Origin of the sequence: Paenibacillus sp. FSL P4-0176 (genome assembly GCF_037975265.1) — a bacterium.
GTDB classification, from domain to species: Bacteria; Bacillota; Bacilli; order Paenibacillales; family Paenibacillaceae; genus Paenibacillus; species Paenibacillus amylolyticus.
The window spans coordinates 3034168-3051374 of sequence record NZ_CP150242.1; the positions used below are offsets into that span (position 1 = coordinate 3034168).

At 45.6% G+C, this 17207-nt stretch carries 15 protein-coding genes; 13 read left to right on the forward strand and 2 right to left on the reverse strand.

Annotated features, from left to right (window positions below; all coding sequences use genetic code 11):
* Positions 1–45 precede the first annotated feature (45 nt).
* From MKY95_RS14010 to MKY95_RS14020, 3 genes are all read left to right on the forward strand, one after another.
* The gene (locus tag MKY95_RS14010) at positions 46–1131 is read left to right on the forward strand and encodes an HD domain-containing phosphohydrolase (RefSeq protein WP_076318079.1); all 1086 of its coding nucleotides are present in this window, start codon (positions 46–48) and stop codon (positions 1129–1131) included.
* A 161-nt stretch (positions 1132–1292) separates the two neighbouring features.
* The gene (locus MKY95_RS14015; RefSeq protein WP_076318078.1) at positions 1293–1748 is read left to right on the forward strand and encodes an SRPBCC family protein; all 456 of its coding nucleotides are present in this window, start codon (positions 1293–1295) and stop codon (positions 1746–1748) included.
* Positions 1749–1780: 32 nt separating this feature from the next.
* Positions 1781–1942: a hypothetical protein gene (locus MKY95_RS14020; RefSeq protein ID WP_155985038.1), complete on the forward strand. Its 162-nt coding sequence runs from the start codon at positions 1781–1783 to the stop codon at positions 1940–1942.
* A 1-nt stretch (position 1943) separates the two neighbouring features.
* Here the strand turns inward: MKY95_RS14020 and MKY95_RS14025 are convergent, their stop codons facing one another.
* Positions 1944–3164, reverse strand: a complete 1221-nt coding sequence (locus MKY95_RS14025; RefSeq protein ID WP_076318077.1) for an MFS transporter — start codon at positions 3162–3164, stop codon at positions 1944–1946.
* Positions 3165–3448: 284 nt separating this feature from the next.
* Here MKY95_RS14025 and MKY95_RS14030 point away from each other — a divergent pair, with 284 nt between their 5' ends.
* A complete protein-coding gene (locus tag MKY95_RS14030; protein ID WP_076318076.1) occupies positions 3449–4030 on the forward strand; it encodes a TetR/AcrR family transcriptional regulator in 582 nt (193 codons plus the stop codon).
* Between the two features lie 80 nt (positions 4031–4110).
* Complete coding sequence (locus MKY95_RS14035; protein WP_338708656.1) at positions 4111–5079, forward strand: D-2-hydroxyacid dehydrogenase family protein; 969 nt, start codon at positions 4111–4113, stop codon at positions 5077–5079.
* Positions 5080–5256: 177 nt separating this feature from the next.
* On the opposite strand, the gene MKY95_RS14040 is transcribed toward MKY95_RS14035, so the two are convergent.
* Positions 5257–6294, reverse strand: coding sequence for a LacI family DNA-binding transcriptional regulator (locus MKY95_RS14040; RefSeq protein WP_076249529.1), 1038 nt, complete (start codon positions 6292–6294; stop codon positions 5257–5259).
* A 386-nt stretch (positions 6295–6680) separates the two neighbouring features.
* On the opposite strand from MKY95_RS14040, the gene MKY95_RS14045 reads away from it, so the two are divergent.
* The 8 genes from MKY95_RS14045 to MKY95_RS14080 all read left to right on the forward strand — a co-directional run bounded on the left by MKY95_RS14045 (position 6681) and on the right by MKY95_RS14080 (position 17144).
* Entirely contained in the window at positions 6681–7730 is a 1050-nt protein-coding gene (locus MKY95_RS14045) for a 2,3-butanediol dehydrogenase (RefSeq protein WP_338708657.1), read from the forward strand.
* A gap of 181 nt (positions 7731–7911) precedes the next feature.
* Complete coding sequence (locus MKY95_RS14050; protein ID WP_338708658.1) at positions 7912–9225, forward strand: hypothetical protein; 1314 nt, start codon at positions 7912–7914, stop codon at positions 9223–9225.
* Between the two features lie 334 nt (positions 9226–9559).
* A complete protein-coding gene (locus MKY95_RS14055; protein WP_338708659.1) occupies positions 9560–10663 on the forward strand; it encodes an NADH:flavin oxidoreductase in 1104 nt (367 codons plus the stop codon).
* 398 nt (positions 10664–11061) lie between these two features.
* Complete coding sequence (gene nagZ / locus MKY95_RS14060; RefSeq protein ID WP_243391426.1) at positions 11062–12402, forward strand: beta-N-acetylhexosaminidase; 1341 nt, start codon at positions 11062–11064, stop codon at positions 12400–12402.
* Positions 12403–12443: 41 nt separating this feature from the next.
* Positions 12444–13148 (forward strand): response regulator transcription factor, encoded by a 705-nt coding sequence (locus MKY95_RS14065; RefSeq protein WP_036608604.1) that lies wholly within the window; start codon positions 12444–12446, stop codon positions 13146–13148.
* A complete protein-coding gene (locus tag MKY95_RS14070) occupies positions 13145–14128 on the forward strand; it encodes a sensor histidine kinase (protein ID WP_338708660.1) in 984 nt (327 codons plus the stop codon). The genes MKY95_RS14065 and MKY95_RS14070 overlap by 4 nt, the downstream gene beginning before the upstream one ends.
* A gap of 312 nt (positions 14129–14440) precedes the next feature.
* Complete coding sequence (locus MKY95_RS14075) at positions 14441–15211, forward strand: ABC transporter ATP-binding protein (RefSeq protein WP_036608600.1); 771 nt, start codon at positions 14441–14443, stop codon at positions 15209–15211.
* Positions 15186–17144, forward strand: a complete 1959-nt coding sequence (locus MKY95_RS14080; RefSeq protein ID WP_339199279.1) for an ABC transporter permease — start codon at positions 15186–15188, stop codon at positions 17142–17144. The genes MKY95_RS14075 and MKY95_RS14080 overlap by 26 nt, the downstream gene beginning before the upstream one ends.
* Positions 17145–17207 lie beyond the last annotated feature (63 nt).

Consider the following 17207-nt stretch of genomic DNA (forward strand, 5'->3'; position numbering starts at 1 on the left):
GTTGGGTGCTGTTACTATAATGAATTGTTCAGGGGGAATACCGATTTGAGAATCCATATTATGAACCTGCAAGACGGAGACCGTCTAACTGCGGATACATTCAGCGATGCAGGATTACACGTTCTCGGGAAGGGAACTGTGATCAAAGGTGAGGATATCACCTTGCTTATGCAGCACCGTGTAGATTATGTAGATATTGAATCACGCGAAGAGGAAATCACTGAAGCAGAATTTTTTGCAGCAGCCGCAAAGCATGCTTCGGGGATAACTACGAAGGAAGAACCGCCTGAAGAAGAGCTGAAGTCCCAATTTATTCAGACTGTACATAATTATCAAAATGCTTTTCTCGAAGCTCTGACCGTTGGCAAGTTCAACGCCACCATGGTGGATGATGCACTGCAACCGATGGTTGAGGGACTGGATGAGCAGAAAGATGTCGTTCATCTCCTGATGATGCTGGAGCGGGATGACGTCAATAACTATACACATTCAATCCAGGTAGGATTGTTGTCATTCTACCTCGCGAATTGGCTTGGATATTCTCAGAAGGAGAGTTATCAGATTAGTCGCGGTGGTTATCTGCATGACATTGGAAAGTGCAAAGTTTCCCACCGGATTCGGAACAAAACAGAACCGTTGACGGATGATGAGCAGCTTGAAATGCGGCGTCACACTATATATGGCCATGAAATTATCAAAAATTCGATGACGGATGAAGCGACAGCACTGGTTGCTCTGCAGCATCACGAGCGGGAAGATGGGTCGGGTTATCCGATGCAACTTGAGAAAAGTGAAATTCATCCATATACACAGATTGTATCTGTAGCGGATATCTATATAGGCATGAGATCCGGGAACCACGGAGGAAGCAATCCAAATCTGATCAACAACCTTAGAGATATCTATGGAATGGGATTTGGTAAACTGAATGAAAAACCGGTTCAGGCATTGATGCAACATTTGCTTCCTAATTTCATCGGGAAACAAGTTCTGCTCAGCAATGGAGAAAAAGGTGTTATTGTCATGAACAATACATCTGATATTTTCAAACCACTCATCAAAGTGGAGTCTGAAGAATATCGCGATCTCTCCAAAGAGCGTACGCTTGCCATTGATGAATTGCTTATTTAATCTAAGTATTATCTGTATTCCTTACTTATATTGAGAACGGGCCTCCTGTACGAAGACAGGGGACCCGTTTTTTGTTATATCATCCTAGATGTGTTGTTCGACCAAGGAAGCAAGCGTATACTTTGCAAAGACCTTATTTTTCCTGCCAAGGAGCGATCGCCATGATTGAAGTGACAACCGAGATTACGATACATGCCTCGATTGAACGATGCTTTGACTATGCCCGGGATATTGATGTACATACTCAGACCGTCTGGCAACATACAAGAGAGCGAGCAGTTGCAGGAGTAACCACAGGAAGAATTGGAGCAGGGGATACCGTTACATTTCAGGCTACTCATTTTGGGGTCAGACAGAAGTTGAAGTCCCGAATTGTGCAGTTCGAACGACCTTTCCTCTTTGTGGATCAGATGGAGAAAGGGGCTTTCAAGAGCATGCGACATGAACATCATTTCAGCGTAATTGGGGATCAGATGACTTGCATGAGAGACACACTTCGATTCGAAGCTCCACTTGGATTGCTGGGATGGGCAACCGAACGACTTGTGCTGAAGAGATACATGCAGGCATTTCTGGAGGATCGCAATCGTAAACTCAAAGTGATACTTGAACAGTAGCCAGAATTGAATGGATAGAGGAGAGAAGACATTTGATGGATAATGAATATTTTGTAGGTTGGGGCACACTTGCCTTGATTAATGCCGGACTGGCTCAGGGAAAAAACAGAAGTGGTCGGAACTGGTTTCTGATTTCCCTGTTATTTGGTCCGTTGGCAACTCTCTTTATTGTGGTGTGGAATAAACTGGACTAATTCAACGATCGAGATTCCGATGCATATAACGATCGATCATCCAGAACACAAGGGCTGCTGCACTAACACCAGCACCTAACCAGCAAACGGCTGTCCAGCCCGCCCATGCATACACTTGGGTAGAAACGATGGAGCCGATTGCACTGCCGATGGAATAAAAGATCATATAAGCTGCCGTCAGGCGGCTCTGTGCTTCGGGGCGAACTTCGTAGATCAGGCTCTGGTTGGTAACATGTACGGCCTGCACGGCGAGATCGAGCAGGATAACACCCAGGATCAGAAACCAGAGAGAATGATGGACATAACCGATGGGCAGCCAGGACAAGAGCAGAATGACAAGAGCGACACCGGTTGTTTTCTGCCCAAGGCCCCGGTCGGCAAGTTTACCTGCACGGGCAGCAGCCAATGCTCCCGCCGCTCCTGCGAGACCGAATGCACCTATGACTGTATGAGACAGGGACAGTGGAGGACTACTTAGTGGCAGAACCATGGAAGTCCACAAGATGCTGAAGGCTGTAAAAATCAGCATGGCCAGCACACCTCGTACTCTTAACACACGCAACTCACGGTACAGTTGTAAGACGGAACCGAGTAATTGGGTATAGCTTTGTTTCACTTGCGGGGACTGCTGCTTTGGGAGAACAAGATATAAGGCGACAATTCCGAGTAATGTAAGGCTGGCGGAGAAGAGATACACCGATCTCCACCCGAGCCAATCGTTCAGCGTACCTGCAACCGTTCGTGCAAGTAAAATGCCAATGACGATCCCGCTGGTTACCAATCCGACAATGCGACCGCGTTCGGAAGGGGCTGCCAAGTGTGCAGCAAAGGCAACGAGCGTTTGCGTAATGACCGCGAGTAGACCGACGACAGCCATGCCCGTGAATAAGAGGGAGCTGGACTGTGAGGTGCCTACCAGAATTAGTGCAAGTACAGAGAAGAGCATTTGAATGATAATCAGCTTGCGACGATTTAAGAGGTCACCAAGCGGAACAAGAAGGAACAGCCCCAAGGCATAACATATTTGAGTCACTGTGATGACGATCCCTATGGATGATGGAGAGAGGCTGAATTCTTGAGCGATGGAGTCCAGTAAAGGCTGAGCATAATAGATATTGGCGACCGCAAGTCCGCTGCACACGGCAAAAAGAAGAGCAACTAACCGTGACATGGCAGGACGATCCTTATTGGATAATTGTGCATCTGGAGAAGAAGTTTGCATGAGTATTTGTCACCTTTCTATTCTGTACTGATCGGTATTTTATGTTTCGGGATAAACATACTTTATTTGCGTGAATTTTGTCAACAGAGAAATGGGTGAGGGTTAAATTGAAGATTATTTACCAGAGAATACGACGATAAATAACGATGCGATCGCTTCAATTCCAGATTTTTCGATTCATTTATAGCTAAACACGCCTTTCTGGTTATTAGGTTTTGACTTTGTAATAAGAGTGAGGTTAAAATATATAAACATACTGATCGATACATAAAGAGGTGAATTGTATGGTTAGACAACGGGAATTTGATACGGATAAAGCACTCGATGCAGCGATGCATACGTTTTGGGGCAAAGGGTTCGAAGCGGCATCTTTAAATGACTTGACGACCGCAATGGGAATACAACGTCCCAGTCTGTACGCGGCTTTTGGCGATAAAAAGGAATTATTCGAAACAGCACTTCGCAGGTATACCACTCAGCATGCGGCTCAAGTCAGAGCCAGACTTCAACAGGGCTCCTCCGTGCGGGAAGCCTTTCGTGGATTGTTTGAACATATTGGAGCAGAGGGGAGTGTGACCGAGCCTAGTCATGGCTGTTTTTGTATTAATACGATGGTTGAGCTGGCTCCACATGATCCCAAATTCGCTGTCCTTACACGGGAGCATCAGATGTACTTGGGTGTTCTTTTCGAAGAAACGATAGAACGAGGGCAACAGAGCGGGGAGTTGTCCACTGACATGAACGCGAGTGCGGTCGCACAGTCTCTGGTTGTATCCATGATTGGACTGACTGTTCTGATGAAATCAGGACCAGACCGCTTATTTGTAGAGCAGAGCATCCAAGTTACGCTGTCTTTGCTGCAGTAATAGGGATTTATTCTGTTTAAAGTGATGCGGAGTTGCTACAATATATTTAAGAATTGAGCAGATATAGGAGGAGATCAGAAATGAATACGAAGTTGCGCTGTGCCGTTTTGGATGATTATCAGAACGTTGCGCTGACGTCGGCGGACTGGGGTCCGTTGATGGATCAGGTGGAGATTCAGACATTCAACAACTATATGGGCTCGGAAGAAAAAGTCATTCAGGAATTGCAGGATTTCGATATTGTGGTTCTGATGCGGGAACGTACACCGTTTCCAGAGAAGGTCATTTCGCAGCTCCCTAATCTAAAACTTCTGATTACAAGTGGTATGCGCAACGCGTCGATAGATCTAAAGGCTGCAGAGAAGAACGGAATTATTGTGTGTGGAACCGAGGGAAGCTCTAATCCGCCGACGGAGCTTACATGGGCACTGATTCTAGGGCTGTCCAGACAACTGGTTACGGAAAATAATGCACTTCGCTCCAATCGAAACTGGCAGAGCACTGTAGGGTTGGATTTGCATGGGAGAACACTTGGATTGCTTGGTTTGGGCAAGATAGGTACTCGCATGGCTGAGATCGCACAAGCATTTGGCATGAATGTGATGGCCTGGAGCGAGAATCTAACACGTGAAAAAACCGAAAAACATGGTGTGATCTGGTGCGAGACCAAGGAGCAACTGCTTGCACAGAGCGACATCGTATCCATTCATCTGGTATTGAGTGATCGTACGCGGAATCTGATCGGACAAGCCGAATTTCAACAAATGAAATCGAGTGCGCTATTAATAAATACGTCGCGAGCGGGCATTGTCGATCAGGAAGCTATGGTGGAGGCATTGCAGCGTGGGGTGATTGCTGGTGCAGGCCTGGATGTATATGAGCAGGAACCGCTACCTGTTAACCATGTGATGCGAACATTGCCCAACGTCCTGGCAACACCGCATCTGGGTTATGTGACTCGTGGCAATTATGAGATCTATTATAATCATACCGTAGAGAATATAGAGATGTTCCTGAAGGGAACACCGATCAGGCAACTGCTTTCTTAGAATGAACGTATGCGGAGTATGACTCTGCTATAGTTATATAGAATCAACGACAAATAAGGTGCTGCCAGGAAAGAGTTAGACCTGAGCAACACCTTTTTAGTATATCTGTGTAGCAGGACAAATAAAGGGATAGCCGTAAAATATATTCTATCCTAATGCCCATACCCCTCACCAAATTTAACTGTGTTGTCCTCGCTGGGAGGAATGAATCATGGCGACGCTTGATTCACGAACGATTAAGCGTGGTTCAAATTGGATGTGTTCGTAATCGGTCGTGCTCATCTCCCGAATCCGTTTTAACAACAGCTCGGTAGCAAGTCTGGCGACTTCTTCGCCCATAATGGACACGGAACTAATCTGAGGAGACGTGACGGTTGTCCATTGATTGTTATCCACACCCACAACAGCCACATCTTCAGGTACACGAACCCCTAACTCCTTGAACCGATTAACCAATCCGATGGCAACCATATCATTAATGGCATAGACAGCATCTGGCATATGCGTAAGTCCATAGAAATAATCTGCAGCATTGGCACCTGTATTTAATGAAAAGTCCTCACCAAAGTAGACGAGAGAAATGTCCACGTGACCTACGGCTTGCTCATACGCACGAAAGCGTTCTTCAATAATGTCCTTCGGTGCTCCCGCATATGCAATTCGAGTTCGACCGATCTTGAACAGATGTTCCATTACCAATTTGCCTTCAGGTTGAGAGAGAGAGACGATATCCGCTTTCATACCCGGTTCCAGTTTTTTGCCGTAATTAATCATCGAGATAGGGAGCGGCGCCTTATCAATCAGTCCGGGTAACGTTTTGGGGTACGCCAGAGGCATGAAGATCAGTCCATCCACATGCAATTTTTTGACATTACGAATGGTTTCAAGCTCCGTTCTGGCATTGCCTGCCGTATTGATCTGGACGACATGGTACCCATGTTGCTTCGCCGTTTGCTCTACAGACCAGGAGATTTCCGGAATGATGGCGTTTCGTATGTCGGGTACAACAAGAGCGATCTGGTGCGTTTGCCGGATTTTCAGACTCTGTGCCGAGGTGTTGGGTACAAACCCCAGTTCTTCAATGGCCTGCATCACCTTATCCCGTGTTTTACTGCTGATGCCTTCTGAATTGTTGATGGCCCGGGATACGGTAGCGATGCCCACGCCGGCACGCTCTGCAACGTCCTTGATCGTAAGTTTCTGTTCTTTCCTCAATGTACGGTTACCTCACTTTAACGGAAACGATTCCGAATTATTAGGGATATGTATGAACTTCACGATAGTTATATAACTTGATTATAACATTTGAACAATGAAGTATCCCGTGAAAGGGCCAGATTTATGGCAACGCCTGATTAAATTTCAATGGGACTACAATAATATTTGCCATGATATATGTTAATAACAAGGATTACATCGTTTGTAATACCGCTAAGATCACTTGAATTAAAGTGCGAGCATTCTTAAGTGAACTCGATATGATCATGAAATAGCCATATTAGTGGAGAAATATGTTTGACAGCGTATCTAAAATGTGACATATTTAATTTACGGAAACGTTTCCTATTATATCACAAATTATGATCTGGGAGATGAAATTAATGAAAGCATTACGTTGGCATGGAGTCAAAGATTTACGTCTCGAAAATATTAATGAACCTCAGCCTGAAGAAGGAAAGGTCAAAATAAAAGTGGAATGGTGCGGTATCTGCGGCAGTGATTTGCACGAGTACACAGCAGGTCCAATCTTCATTCCCGCTCAAGCACCGCATCCGCTAACAGGGGAACAAGCGCCTATAGTTATGGGGCATGAATTCTCAGGACAGGTGGTTGAAGTAGGGGAAGGTGTTACGCGTTTCAAGGCGGGCGATCGTGTTGTGGTAGAACCCATCTATGCATGTGGACACTGCGAAGCTTGTAAACAGGGCAGATACAATCTGTGCGATCAGATGGGTTTCCTTGGACTCGCTGGAGGCGGAGGAGGATTCTCCGAGTATGTAACTGCTGCAGAAAATATGGTACATGCCATTCCGGATTCAATCTCGTATGAGCAAGGTGCGTTGGTTGAACCTTCAGCTGTAGCACTTCACGCTGTGCGCCAAAGCAAGCTGAAAGTGGGAGATACGGCAGCCGTGTTTGGCGCAGGCCCAATCGGACTACTGGTCATCGAAGCGCTTAAAGCTTCGGGAGCGTCGGATATTTATGTAGTGGAGTTATCGGATGAACGGAAAGCAAAAGCCGAAGAGCTCGGTGCCATTGTGATTGATCCAACGCAGTTTAATGTCGTGGAAGAGATCCATCAACGTACACAAGGTGGCGTTAACGTAGCCTATGAAGTAACCGGTGTTCCACGTGTTCTGCAACAAGCCATCGATTCGACACGTATTGGTGGAGAGTTGATGATCGTCAGTATTTTTGAACAGGAAGCGCCGATTCACCCGAACTCAATTGTCATGAAAGAACGTACAGTTAATGGCATTATTGGTTATCGCGATGTGTTCCCGGCGGTTATCAGTCTGATGGATAAAGGTTTCTTCCCGGCTGACAAGCTGGTGACCAAACGAATTACGTTGGATGAAGTGGTAGAGCATGGATTTGAAGCACTGTTGAAAGAGAAAAATCAGGTTAAGATTTTGGTAAAAGCTGAATAGAAATCACAGACAGTAAGAACAAGTAGACAGCACATCAACAGATGTGATTGTCTACTTTTTTTGTATAAATAGGGCGGAATTTGTTGCATGTGCGGGTGGTTTTACATAGTATAAAAAGATACAATTTGTATCATCTTGGTGTGAAGGTAATGATGATGAAAAAATGAAGGAGGAAGCGGACATGCAGAGACATACAAAATGGACAGCCGTAATTTTGACCATTGTCGCAGGAATGAGCTGGATGCTTATGGGGAACTCCAAGCCAAAAAACACCACGTCAACGAGTCAACCCCCTGCGACGGAACGTGGCCTTGCCAAGGTGTCGAATGCACCGATCAGTTCAGCCGATGTAACATCGAAGATCGAACTGCTAGGCAGACCTTTTACCAAAACACCATATGCTAATAACGTCTGGGACATGCAACTGTACAACGGCAAGATATATTTGGGCCACGGAAATAGTAGCAATCTGGGCGTAGCTCCTAATTCAGGTCCTATTCCAGTCATTTATTATGATACAGCGAATGCAAAATTCAAGACCCAGTCGGTGACGAACAGCAACCCGAGCATCTTGCCATCAACGAAGATGTATGTGGATGAGGAACAGATTGATATCTACAGAGTACTAAACGACAAGTTATATATTCCTGGCAATGATTCCGATAGTGAACAGTGGGAACTGGGTAACTTCTATCGTCTGGATGGAGAGGTGTGGACCAAATATCGCAATCTGCCGCTGGGTGTACACGTATACGATTTGGCATCGTATCAGGGTAAGATGTTTGCCGCGCTGGGTACGGAGTCCAAACCAACCATACTAATCTCTCATAATGAAGGTGAAACTTGGCAGAAATATGCGACTATTAATACGTTTGGTTTCCGGGCTTATACCATGTTCCATCTTAATGGCAAGTTATATGCATCTGGCATGATGTATCCTGCCAATAAAATATGGAATGACAAAACTAATATTTTGGAGATTAATGAAAATCTTGAGAAACGGGATGTTGTCATCTATGGTAACAAAATGCTGCCTGGACTAACCTATCAAACGGGCACGATTCCTTATAATAAAATAGGCAAAAATGTTAACTTCAATAACAAGTTGCTCTATATAGCAGGTGGCGTGTTTAATGATGGGCAGCTGCTGCCCAAATCTTTGAATGTCATGACCGACATCAATCAGGCAAGGCGAGTTAATCTCCCGGATGCCAAGGCGCTCCCAACCGATGTGCTTTTGCGTGATGGCAAGGTGTATGTGCTTACGTACACTCGTCAAAGTGCCAATCTGTATATCAATCGGGTCTACCAATCAACGGATCTGACCACATGGAATGAGATTTTACGTTTTAACCAGGACACGTATGCCAAGTCTTTCGAAGAGAACGAGGGTGACTTCTACTTTGGTCTGGGTACCGATCCGGATGTGTTATCAACTTCATCAGGGAAATTGCTTCGAGTGAATCGCAGTGATATCCCCGTGAATGCTAATTAAATTGGAAGGAAGATTATGGATTATATACTATGCTACATCCACATTATTGGTGACCGGGAAAATACTTTAAGATGTAGTAGAGTGTATATCAGACTGCTTCGGTAGTGTGATCCAACAGAGGCTGCCGTAAGGTAGCTTTCTTTTTTTTTTCTATAAGAGTAGTTTGAACGCCCAACTTCGAAAATTTGAAAATAAAATTAAGAAACTATAAAATGGATAGAGAAATAATCCTAAACCAGTCAACTGGATTACACGTGTTACAATATACAAAAGCATGTCGCATTTCATGTGGATGCGGAGTTCCACACTTCCAATTGCAAAGGAGCAATGTACTATGAACGTACCTTCAGCATTATTCAAACCTTTCACCTCGGACAAGCTAACATTGTCTAATCGAATCGTTATGGCACCCATGACTCGCGGATTCTCACCAGAGGGCGTACCTGGACCAGAAGTTGCTGAATACTATCGTCGCAGAGCAGCAGGTGGAGTGGGGCTCATCATAACGGAAGGTACAGGCATTAATCATCCATCTTCGGTTAGTGGAGCGAGTATTCCATTATTCCATGGTGAAGATTCGTTGCAAGGATGGGCTAATGTAGTGAAAGCAGTACATGAAGCGGGTGGCAAAATCATGCCACAATTGTGGCATGTGGGTACAGCACGTCGTTCCGGTGACTTGCCTAACGCAGAAGCTGAGCCTGTAAGTCCGTCAGGGGTTAGCATGGCAGGTGAACCATCACGTGAACCATTAATGGAAGAGGAGATTCAAGGTCTTGTACAGGCATTTGCCCAAGCGGCAGCGGATGCACAGCGAATCGGGTTTGACGGCATTGAACTGCACGGAGCCCATGGATACCTGATTGACCAATTCTTCTGGGAGCAGACGAATCGACGGACCGACAATTATGGTGGTGATTTGGTACGGCGAACCCAATTTGCGGTTGAAGTGATTGAAGCTTGTCGTGCGGCGGTTGGTTCTGATTTCCCAATTGTGCTCCGGTTCTCCCAATGGAAGATGGGGAATTATGAGGCACGTCTGGTGGAGACGCCAGAACAATTGGAGCAATTCTTGGCCCCACTTAGTACTGCTGGCGTGGATATATTCCATTGCTCTACACGCCGGTTCTGGTTACCGGAATTCGAAGGATCTGAGCTGAATCTTGCGGGTTGGACGCAAAAAATAACGGGTAAACCAGCTATTTCCGTTGGATCGGTAGGTCTTGAAGCTGAATTCGTAGACAGAGCAACCGAGAACCAGGGAACAGGTGATGCCCATTTGGATCAATTAAATGAGAAGTTGGAGAACAATGAATTTGACTTGATCGCCTTGGGTCGTGTTCTGCTTAGTGATCCGGAATGGCCTGCCAAAGTTCGTGAAGATCGCATATCCGAAATCATTCCATTTACAACAGAAGTGTTGCAAACACTCCATTAATAGAAGCCTAATAACGTTTGGTGAAAGGTGAACTAACACTGAACGGCAACGATTTACAACGAAAAGTAAAACAAAAACGAACAAATAGGCCGCCTTTGGGCGGCTTTTCGATTTGTCTATACTAATAATTTCAACATATGAAAAATTCACAATAGAAAATCATTTTCTGCACCGTTACTCCTTTTTATTCTCCACATACATCGCACACGCGCCTAGTCACAACACCATTAAGTTCCACATCTCAGGTTCTATAGCAACCATTTTTTTCGCTGCATATATGTCATCACAACGATTCAATCCTCAGAAGTGCTCATTTTGAAAATCCACCACCTTATGATAAGGTTAGGCCTGAACCCAAGGGTTGCCAAGATGACATTACATAAGGAGGATGAATATCCTTGCACAACTATAGGTACAACTCGAACAATAAATGGAGAAAACCACTGCATATGATGTGTCTTCTGCTGGGGATCGTTCTGCTTTTATCGGCATGTGGCCAAGCACAGAAACCTTCCTCCTCAACGGACTCGAATACCGGATCGAACGCTGGCTCTAACTCAGGGCAATCTTCCTCATCGCCGGAGCAGAATACCGTTCCACCGCAGGAAGAAGTGCAAGAGGAACCGCAAGAAGAAGTCGATCCGGTGCAGGAGCAACTCAGTTCATTAACGTTAGAAGAGAAGATTGGACAGATGATACTGGCCGGTGTTCAAGGGACAACGTTGGATAATCAAACCAAACAGATGATTACGGATCAAAAGGTAGGGGGCATTATTTTCTATGCCAACAATGTATCGACACTTGAGGGAACAGCCAAGTTTGTACAATCCATCAAGGAAGTAAATCAGTCCAACCCGGTACCGATCTTCATGAGTGTGGATCAGGAGGGCGGCAAAGTCAGTCGTATGCCAGAGACGGTGGAATCCATTCCTTCCAGTAGAAAAGTAGGCGAGACGAAAGACAGCGCGCTTGCTGAAACGATGGGCGAATTGTTGGCGAGACAGGTTCAGCTTGCGGGTTTTAATATGGACTTCGCGCCTGTACTGGATGTGAACAGTAACCCGAAGAACCCGGTGATTGGAGATCGTTCATTCGGCAGCTCGGCAGAACTGGTGTCACGTATGGGGATTGCAGAGATGAAGGGATTACGTAGTGAAGGCATTATTCCGGTAGTGAAACATTTTCCGGGTCATGGTGATACGTCCGTGGACTCCCATCTCGATCTCCCTGTCGTGAATAAAACGGAAAAACAACTGGCCAAGCTTGAATGGATTCCGTTCCAGGCCGCAGTGAAGGAGCAGGTAGAGGCGGTCATGGTTGCACACATTTTGTTCCCGAAGCTGGACCCGGATCATCCGGCTTCCTTATCGGATGTCATTATAGGTGAACATTTGCGCGGGAAGTTCAATTATGATGGTGTCGTCATCACAGATGACCTGAGTATGGGTGCAATCGCGAAGAACTACAAGTTGGACCAGGCAGCCCTAGCAACTGTCAAAGCTGGAAGTGACATTCTGTTGGTAGCTCACAGTTATGAGAGTGCCAAGACGATTTTTGATACGCTAATAAGTGCAGTAAAGTCAGGCAAAATCACCGAGTCCCGAATTGATGAAAGTGTATATCGTATCCTGGCATTGAAGCAACAATACAAGTTATCCGATGATCAGAAAGCTTCCGGAGACCTGAAGCAATTGAATGCAGATATTGTGGATTGGCGTAAGCAAATCGATGCTAGATAATAAATCCTGTGTTATGATTTTGCCAGAGGTGAGATCCAATAATGTATACCATTATGATAATAGAGGACGATCCCAAGATTGCGGGATTATTGAAATCACATATTGAACGCTACGGGGACCGGGCCGTACTGGTCGAGGATTTTGAGATGATTGTGCAACAGTTTGAGCAGGTACAGCCACATGTGGTACTTCTGGATATCAACTTGCCCAGTTACGATGGTTTCTATTGGTGCCGCCAGATTCGTACGCTGTCTACATGCCCCATTTTGTTTATCTCCGCACGGAGTGGGAAGATGGATCAGGTCATGGCACTGGAGAACGGGGCGGATGATTATATTACGAAGCCATTTGAGCATGAGATTGTTATAGCAAAAATTCGAAGTCAGCTGCGCCGGGTATATGGGGACTATGCTGCTCGTGATGAAGAACGCAAGGTGGAACTGGACGGTTTGGTCGTGTACTTGGAAAGACTGGAGATTCAGCTTGGTGATCGCAAAGTACAGCTGACGAAGAAGGAAACGATTCTGCTGGAAACGTTACTCCGCCGCAGTCCCAAGCTGGTGAGCAGAGAGACAATCTTGGAGAAGCTGTGGGATGACTCTTTTGTGGATGACAATACACTCAGCGTAAACGTTACTCGGGTGCGTAAACGATTAGCCGAACTTGGTATTACGGACGCACTGGAAACGGTCAGAGGTTCGGGTTACCGATTGAACAATACCTGGAAGGCCGCTTCACCATCATGAGATTGTTTATACGAGAACATCTCGCTTTAACGTGCTGGGTTGTTGCCATCTTGTTCACCGTTGTTGCGGTGTTCTGGTATGACGGTTACAACGATTGGGTCACGGCTGCTTATGCCGTAGCGTTGGGATTATTTTTATACATCGGATATTTGGTGTATCGTTATTATTCACATCGCTCCTTTTATACCCGGATGTCACGGTCGATGGATTCGCTGAAGGAATTTGTACCCTTGAACGAAACAAGTCCTTTATCACTGGCGCTGGAGAAGTTGTTGGATTCACAATACGGCCAGTATCATGCTCATCTTCATCGGCTGGAACAACGGCAGCAAGAATATCTGACGTTCATGAACCAGTGGGTCCATCAGATGAAGACACCGTTATCCGTCATTGAGTTGACCGTGGAAGGTCAGGAAGATGATGATCCTCGGCTCGTAAGCATTCGGGAGGAAGCGGACCAGATGAGGCGAGGTTTGGAGACTGTGCTGTATGTGGCCAGGTTGGATACCTTCGAGCAGGATTTCAGTGTGGAACCCGTGATACTGAGGACCGCTGGGGAAGAGGCGATCCATGAACTCAAGCGATTCTTTATTCGCAATCACGTCTATCCAGAGATGCATATAGAACCTTCGTTGGTTGTACAATCCGATGCCAAGTGGATTCGGTTTGTCCTGGTACAGTTACTGTCGAACGCAATCAAGTACTCCGCGGGCAACGGGCAGAAGATCTATGTGCGTGCATATGAAGCGGAACGCTCTATCATGTTGGAAGTGCAGGATCAGGGCATCGGGATTCCGAAGTCTGATCTAAACCGGGTATTCCAACCTTTCTTCACCGGGGAGAACGGGCGGCATTTCAAAGAGTCCACAGGCATGGGGCTGTATATTGCCAAAGAAGTGTTAACACGGATGAATCATCGGATTGATCTTGAATCTGTGTACGGCGAAGGAACGACTGTCCGAATTACATTCAACTCTTGAAGTGACAGGTTGAAGATAAGATTGGGACGTGAGGTCTGTATTTTTGTTGAAAAAGTGTGAGTGGAGTATATATTACAGTGTAAGTGTAAGTATAGACGTCTATTGCCTGATCGGGGCGAAGGCGTCTTTTTGATTTTCATGATGCAACCTTACAACATTGTCATGTTGGTGAAAGGTTAAACCATAGGAGAATGGCCAAAACTTCGATAGACTGTAGTCAGAAGAGTACAGGAAAGGCCACGCACAATACACATGCACACAGCATGAATGTAACTTGATTTTGAATTCATACATCACTAAGGAGTTGTAACCATGGAGATTTGTTCTGTGAAACAGATCAGTAAAATCTACAAAGGCATCGTATCTTATGAAGCGTTATCAGGTATTGACCTCAGTATTCAGGAAGGTGAGTTTGTTGGCATCATGGGACCATCCGGTAGTGGCAAAACAACACTGCTGAACATGATCTCAACCATTGATCATCCAACATCAGGCGAACTGCGGATTGCAGGGAAGAATCCGTTTGAATTGAATCAGGACGAACTCGCGCTGTTCCGGCGCAAAGAGCTTGGATTTGTTTTTCAATCGTTCAATCTGTTAAATACCCTGACAGTCAAGGAAAACATTGTGCTGCCACTGACTCTTGACGGTGTTTCGCTAGCAGAGATGAACACTCGTGTTGAACAGCTGGCAAGCAAGCTGGGGATCGAAGGTATTCTGAACAAACGGACATATGAGATATCAGGAGGACAGGCACAGCGTACGGCCATTGCCAGAGCGCTTATCCATTCCCCGAAGCTGATTCTGGCCGATGAACCAACAGGCAACCTGGATTCGAAGGCGGCAAGAGATGTGATGGAGATTCTCGAAACGCGCAATCAGGAGGATCAGGCTACGATGCTGCTGGTCACTCATGATGCAGTAGCTGCAAGTTATTGCAGTCGGGTTGTCTTTATCAAGGATGGCAAACTGTATAATGAGATTCACTACGGCGATAATCGCGCAGCCTTTTACCAGAAGATTATTAATGTATTATCCCTAATGGGAGGTTCAGGACATGAATTTTCGCCAGTTCGCCATTAATAACGTTGTTCGCAACAAACGAATTTATCTGGCTCATTTTCTGAGCAGTACATTTTCTGTTATGATCTTTTTTACTTACGCATTGCTCCTGTTCCATCCCGACTTGAAAGCGGGCTTAAAGGGATCAAGTGGGACGGTTACGTTGCTTGCGAATCAGGGGTTTATGATTGCAGAGATCATTATATTCATCTTTTCATTCCTGTTCCTGCTCTATTCCGTTGGTTCATTCCTGAAGACGCGCAAGAAGGAATTTGGTATTTTCCTGATCATTGGCATGACACGTAAACAGATGAACCGGCTTCTGTTTATGGAGAACATGTGTATCGGATTAGCTTCCATCATTACCGGGATCGGACTCGGAATTATTTTCGGCAAATTGATTCTGCTGATCTGTGGCTCCATGCTGGCTGTTGAGAACAGCCTTCGATTCTATTTTCCGCTAAAAAGCATTGCCCTGACGGCAGGTGCATTTCTGCTGCTGTTTGTTGTGATCGCGATGTCATCATCCTTGCTCATCCGCAAAGGAACTCTCATTGACCTTGTGAAATCAGAGGAAAAACCGAAACCGGAACCCAAAGCATCACGTCTGCTCGCCTTGTTATCGGTATTGTTAATTGGCGGGGGTTATGCAGGAGTATTCACTTTTGTATGGATAAGCTTCTCCTTTCCGTTATTACTTGCAAGTGTCGTGGTTGTTATTGCAGGTACGTACTTCCTGTTCACACAGCTCAGTGTATACATCATTCGGGCACTGAAAAGAAATCCAAGGTTGTTTTTCCGTAAAACCAATCTGCTCTTCCTATCTGAACTTACCTATCGAATGAAAGATAACGCCATCATGTTTTTCATGGTAAGTATCATCTCGGCTTCTTCATTTACGGGAATTGGCACCATGCTTGCTATTGCTGACCCGGGGTTGTCGTCCATGTCGAATCCGTACGCATTCAGTTATATGAATAACTGGGATACTCCCAACTCCGAGCGACATATTCGGCAGATTGAAGAAACGTTGATTGATCATCAAGTTCCCTACGTGAAGGGCAGTTATGCTCCTATAGGTGAAAATAATAATGGGAAGATTATCAAACTGAGTGATTATAACCGTCTTGCGAAGGCACTGGGGTATGAAGAACGTACGTTGAAACAAATCGATGAGTCATTTATGACACCAAGCAATTTGGCGATGCGCAAGGAGTACCGTGAACAGGTTGAAAAAGGAGTCTCGGGAGGAAAGGTCAATCTGGAGGTTGATAATCAGCACGTACCTGTCCAGCTATCGACACCTGGTACCGATATTGTAATTCCTTTTCAATATGAAATTTATCTCTACGTCGTAACCGACGAATTATTTAATAAGATGAGACCTGCGTACAACGAGGAAGTTGGCATGCCTGAAGGTTTCTATTCGAGTCGAACGATACAATTTATCGTGAAAGATTGGATGGGTACACGCAGCTTTGCTCCTGAATTGATCAAATCCATTCAAGATGATCATTCCGAAAAAGGTTATTACGAGGTCAGCGCGCTTGTGGTGGATTGGCTTAATTCCAAGCAGACCAATGGCATCATTCTAATTTTGAGCGGCCTGATCGGCATTGTTTTCTTCACCTTTGCAGCAAGTTTCACGTATTTCAGACTTTACGCAGATCTAGAACGGGATGAAGCGCAGTATCGCATGATTGGCAAAATGGGACTGAGTCGTCCCGAACTCCGTAAGATCGTAACAAGGCAGCTATTGCTTATGTTCTTCCTGCCGATTCTGGTGGCGGTCATCCACAGTTCGGTTGCCTTTGTGGCGTTGCAGCAACTGGTTGATTTCTCGGTCTTTGGATACAGCCTGCGCATCTTCTTGGTATTTGCTTCCATGCAGATTTTGTATTTTGCACTCGTGCGCTGGCGGTATCTGCGTCACATGTATTCCAAATTAGTCTAAAATAGCATGGCCCAACAGACACCGGACTGATCGCTCGGTGTCTGTTGACTTTTCTAGCTAAGG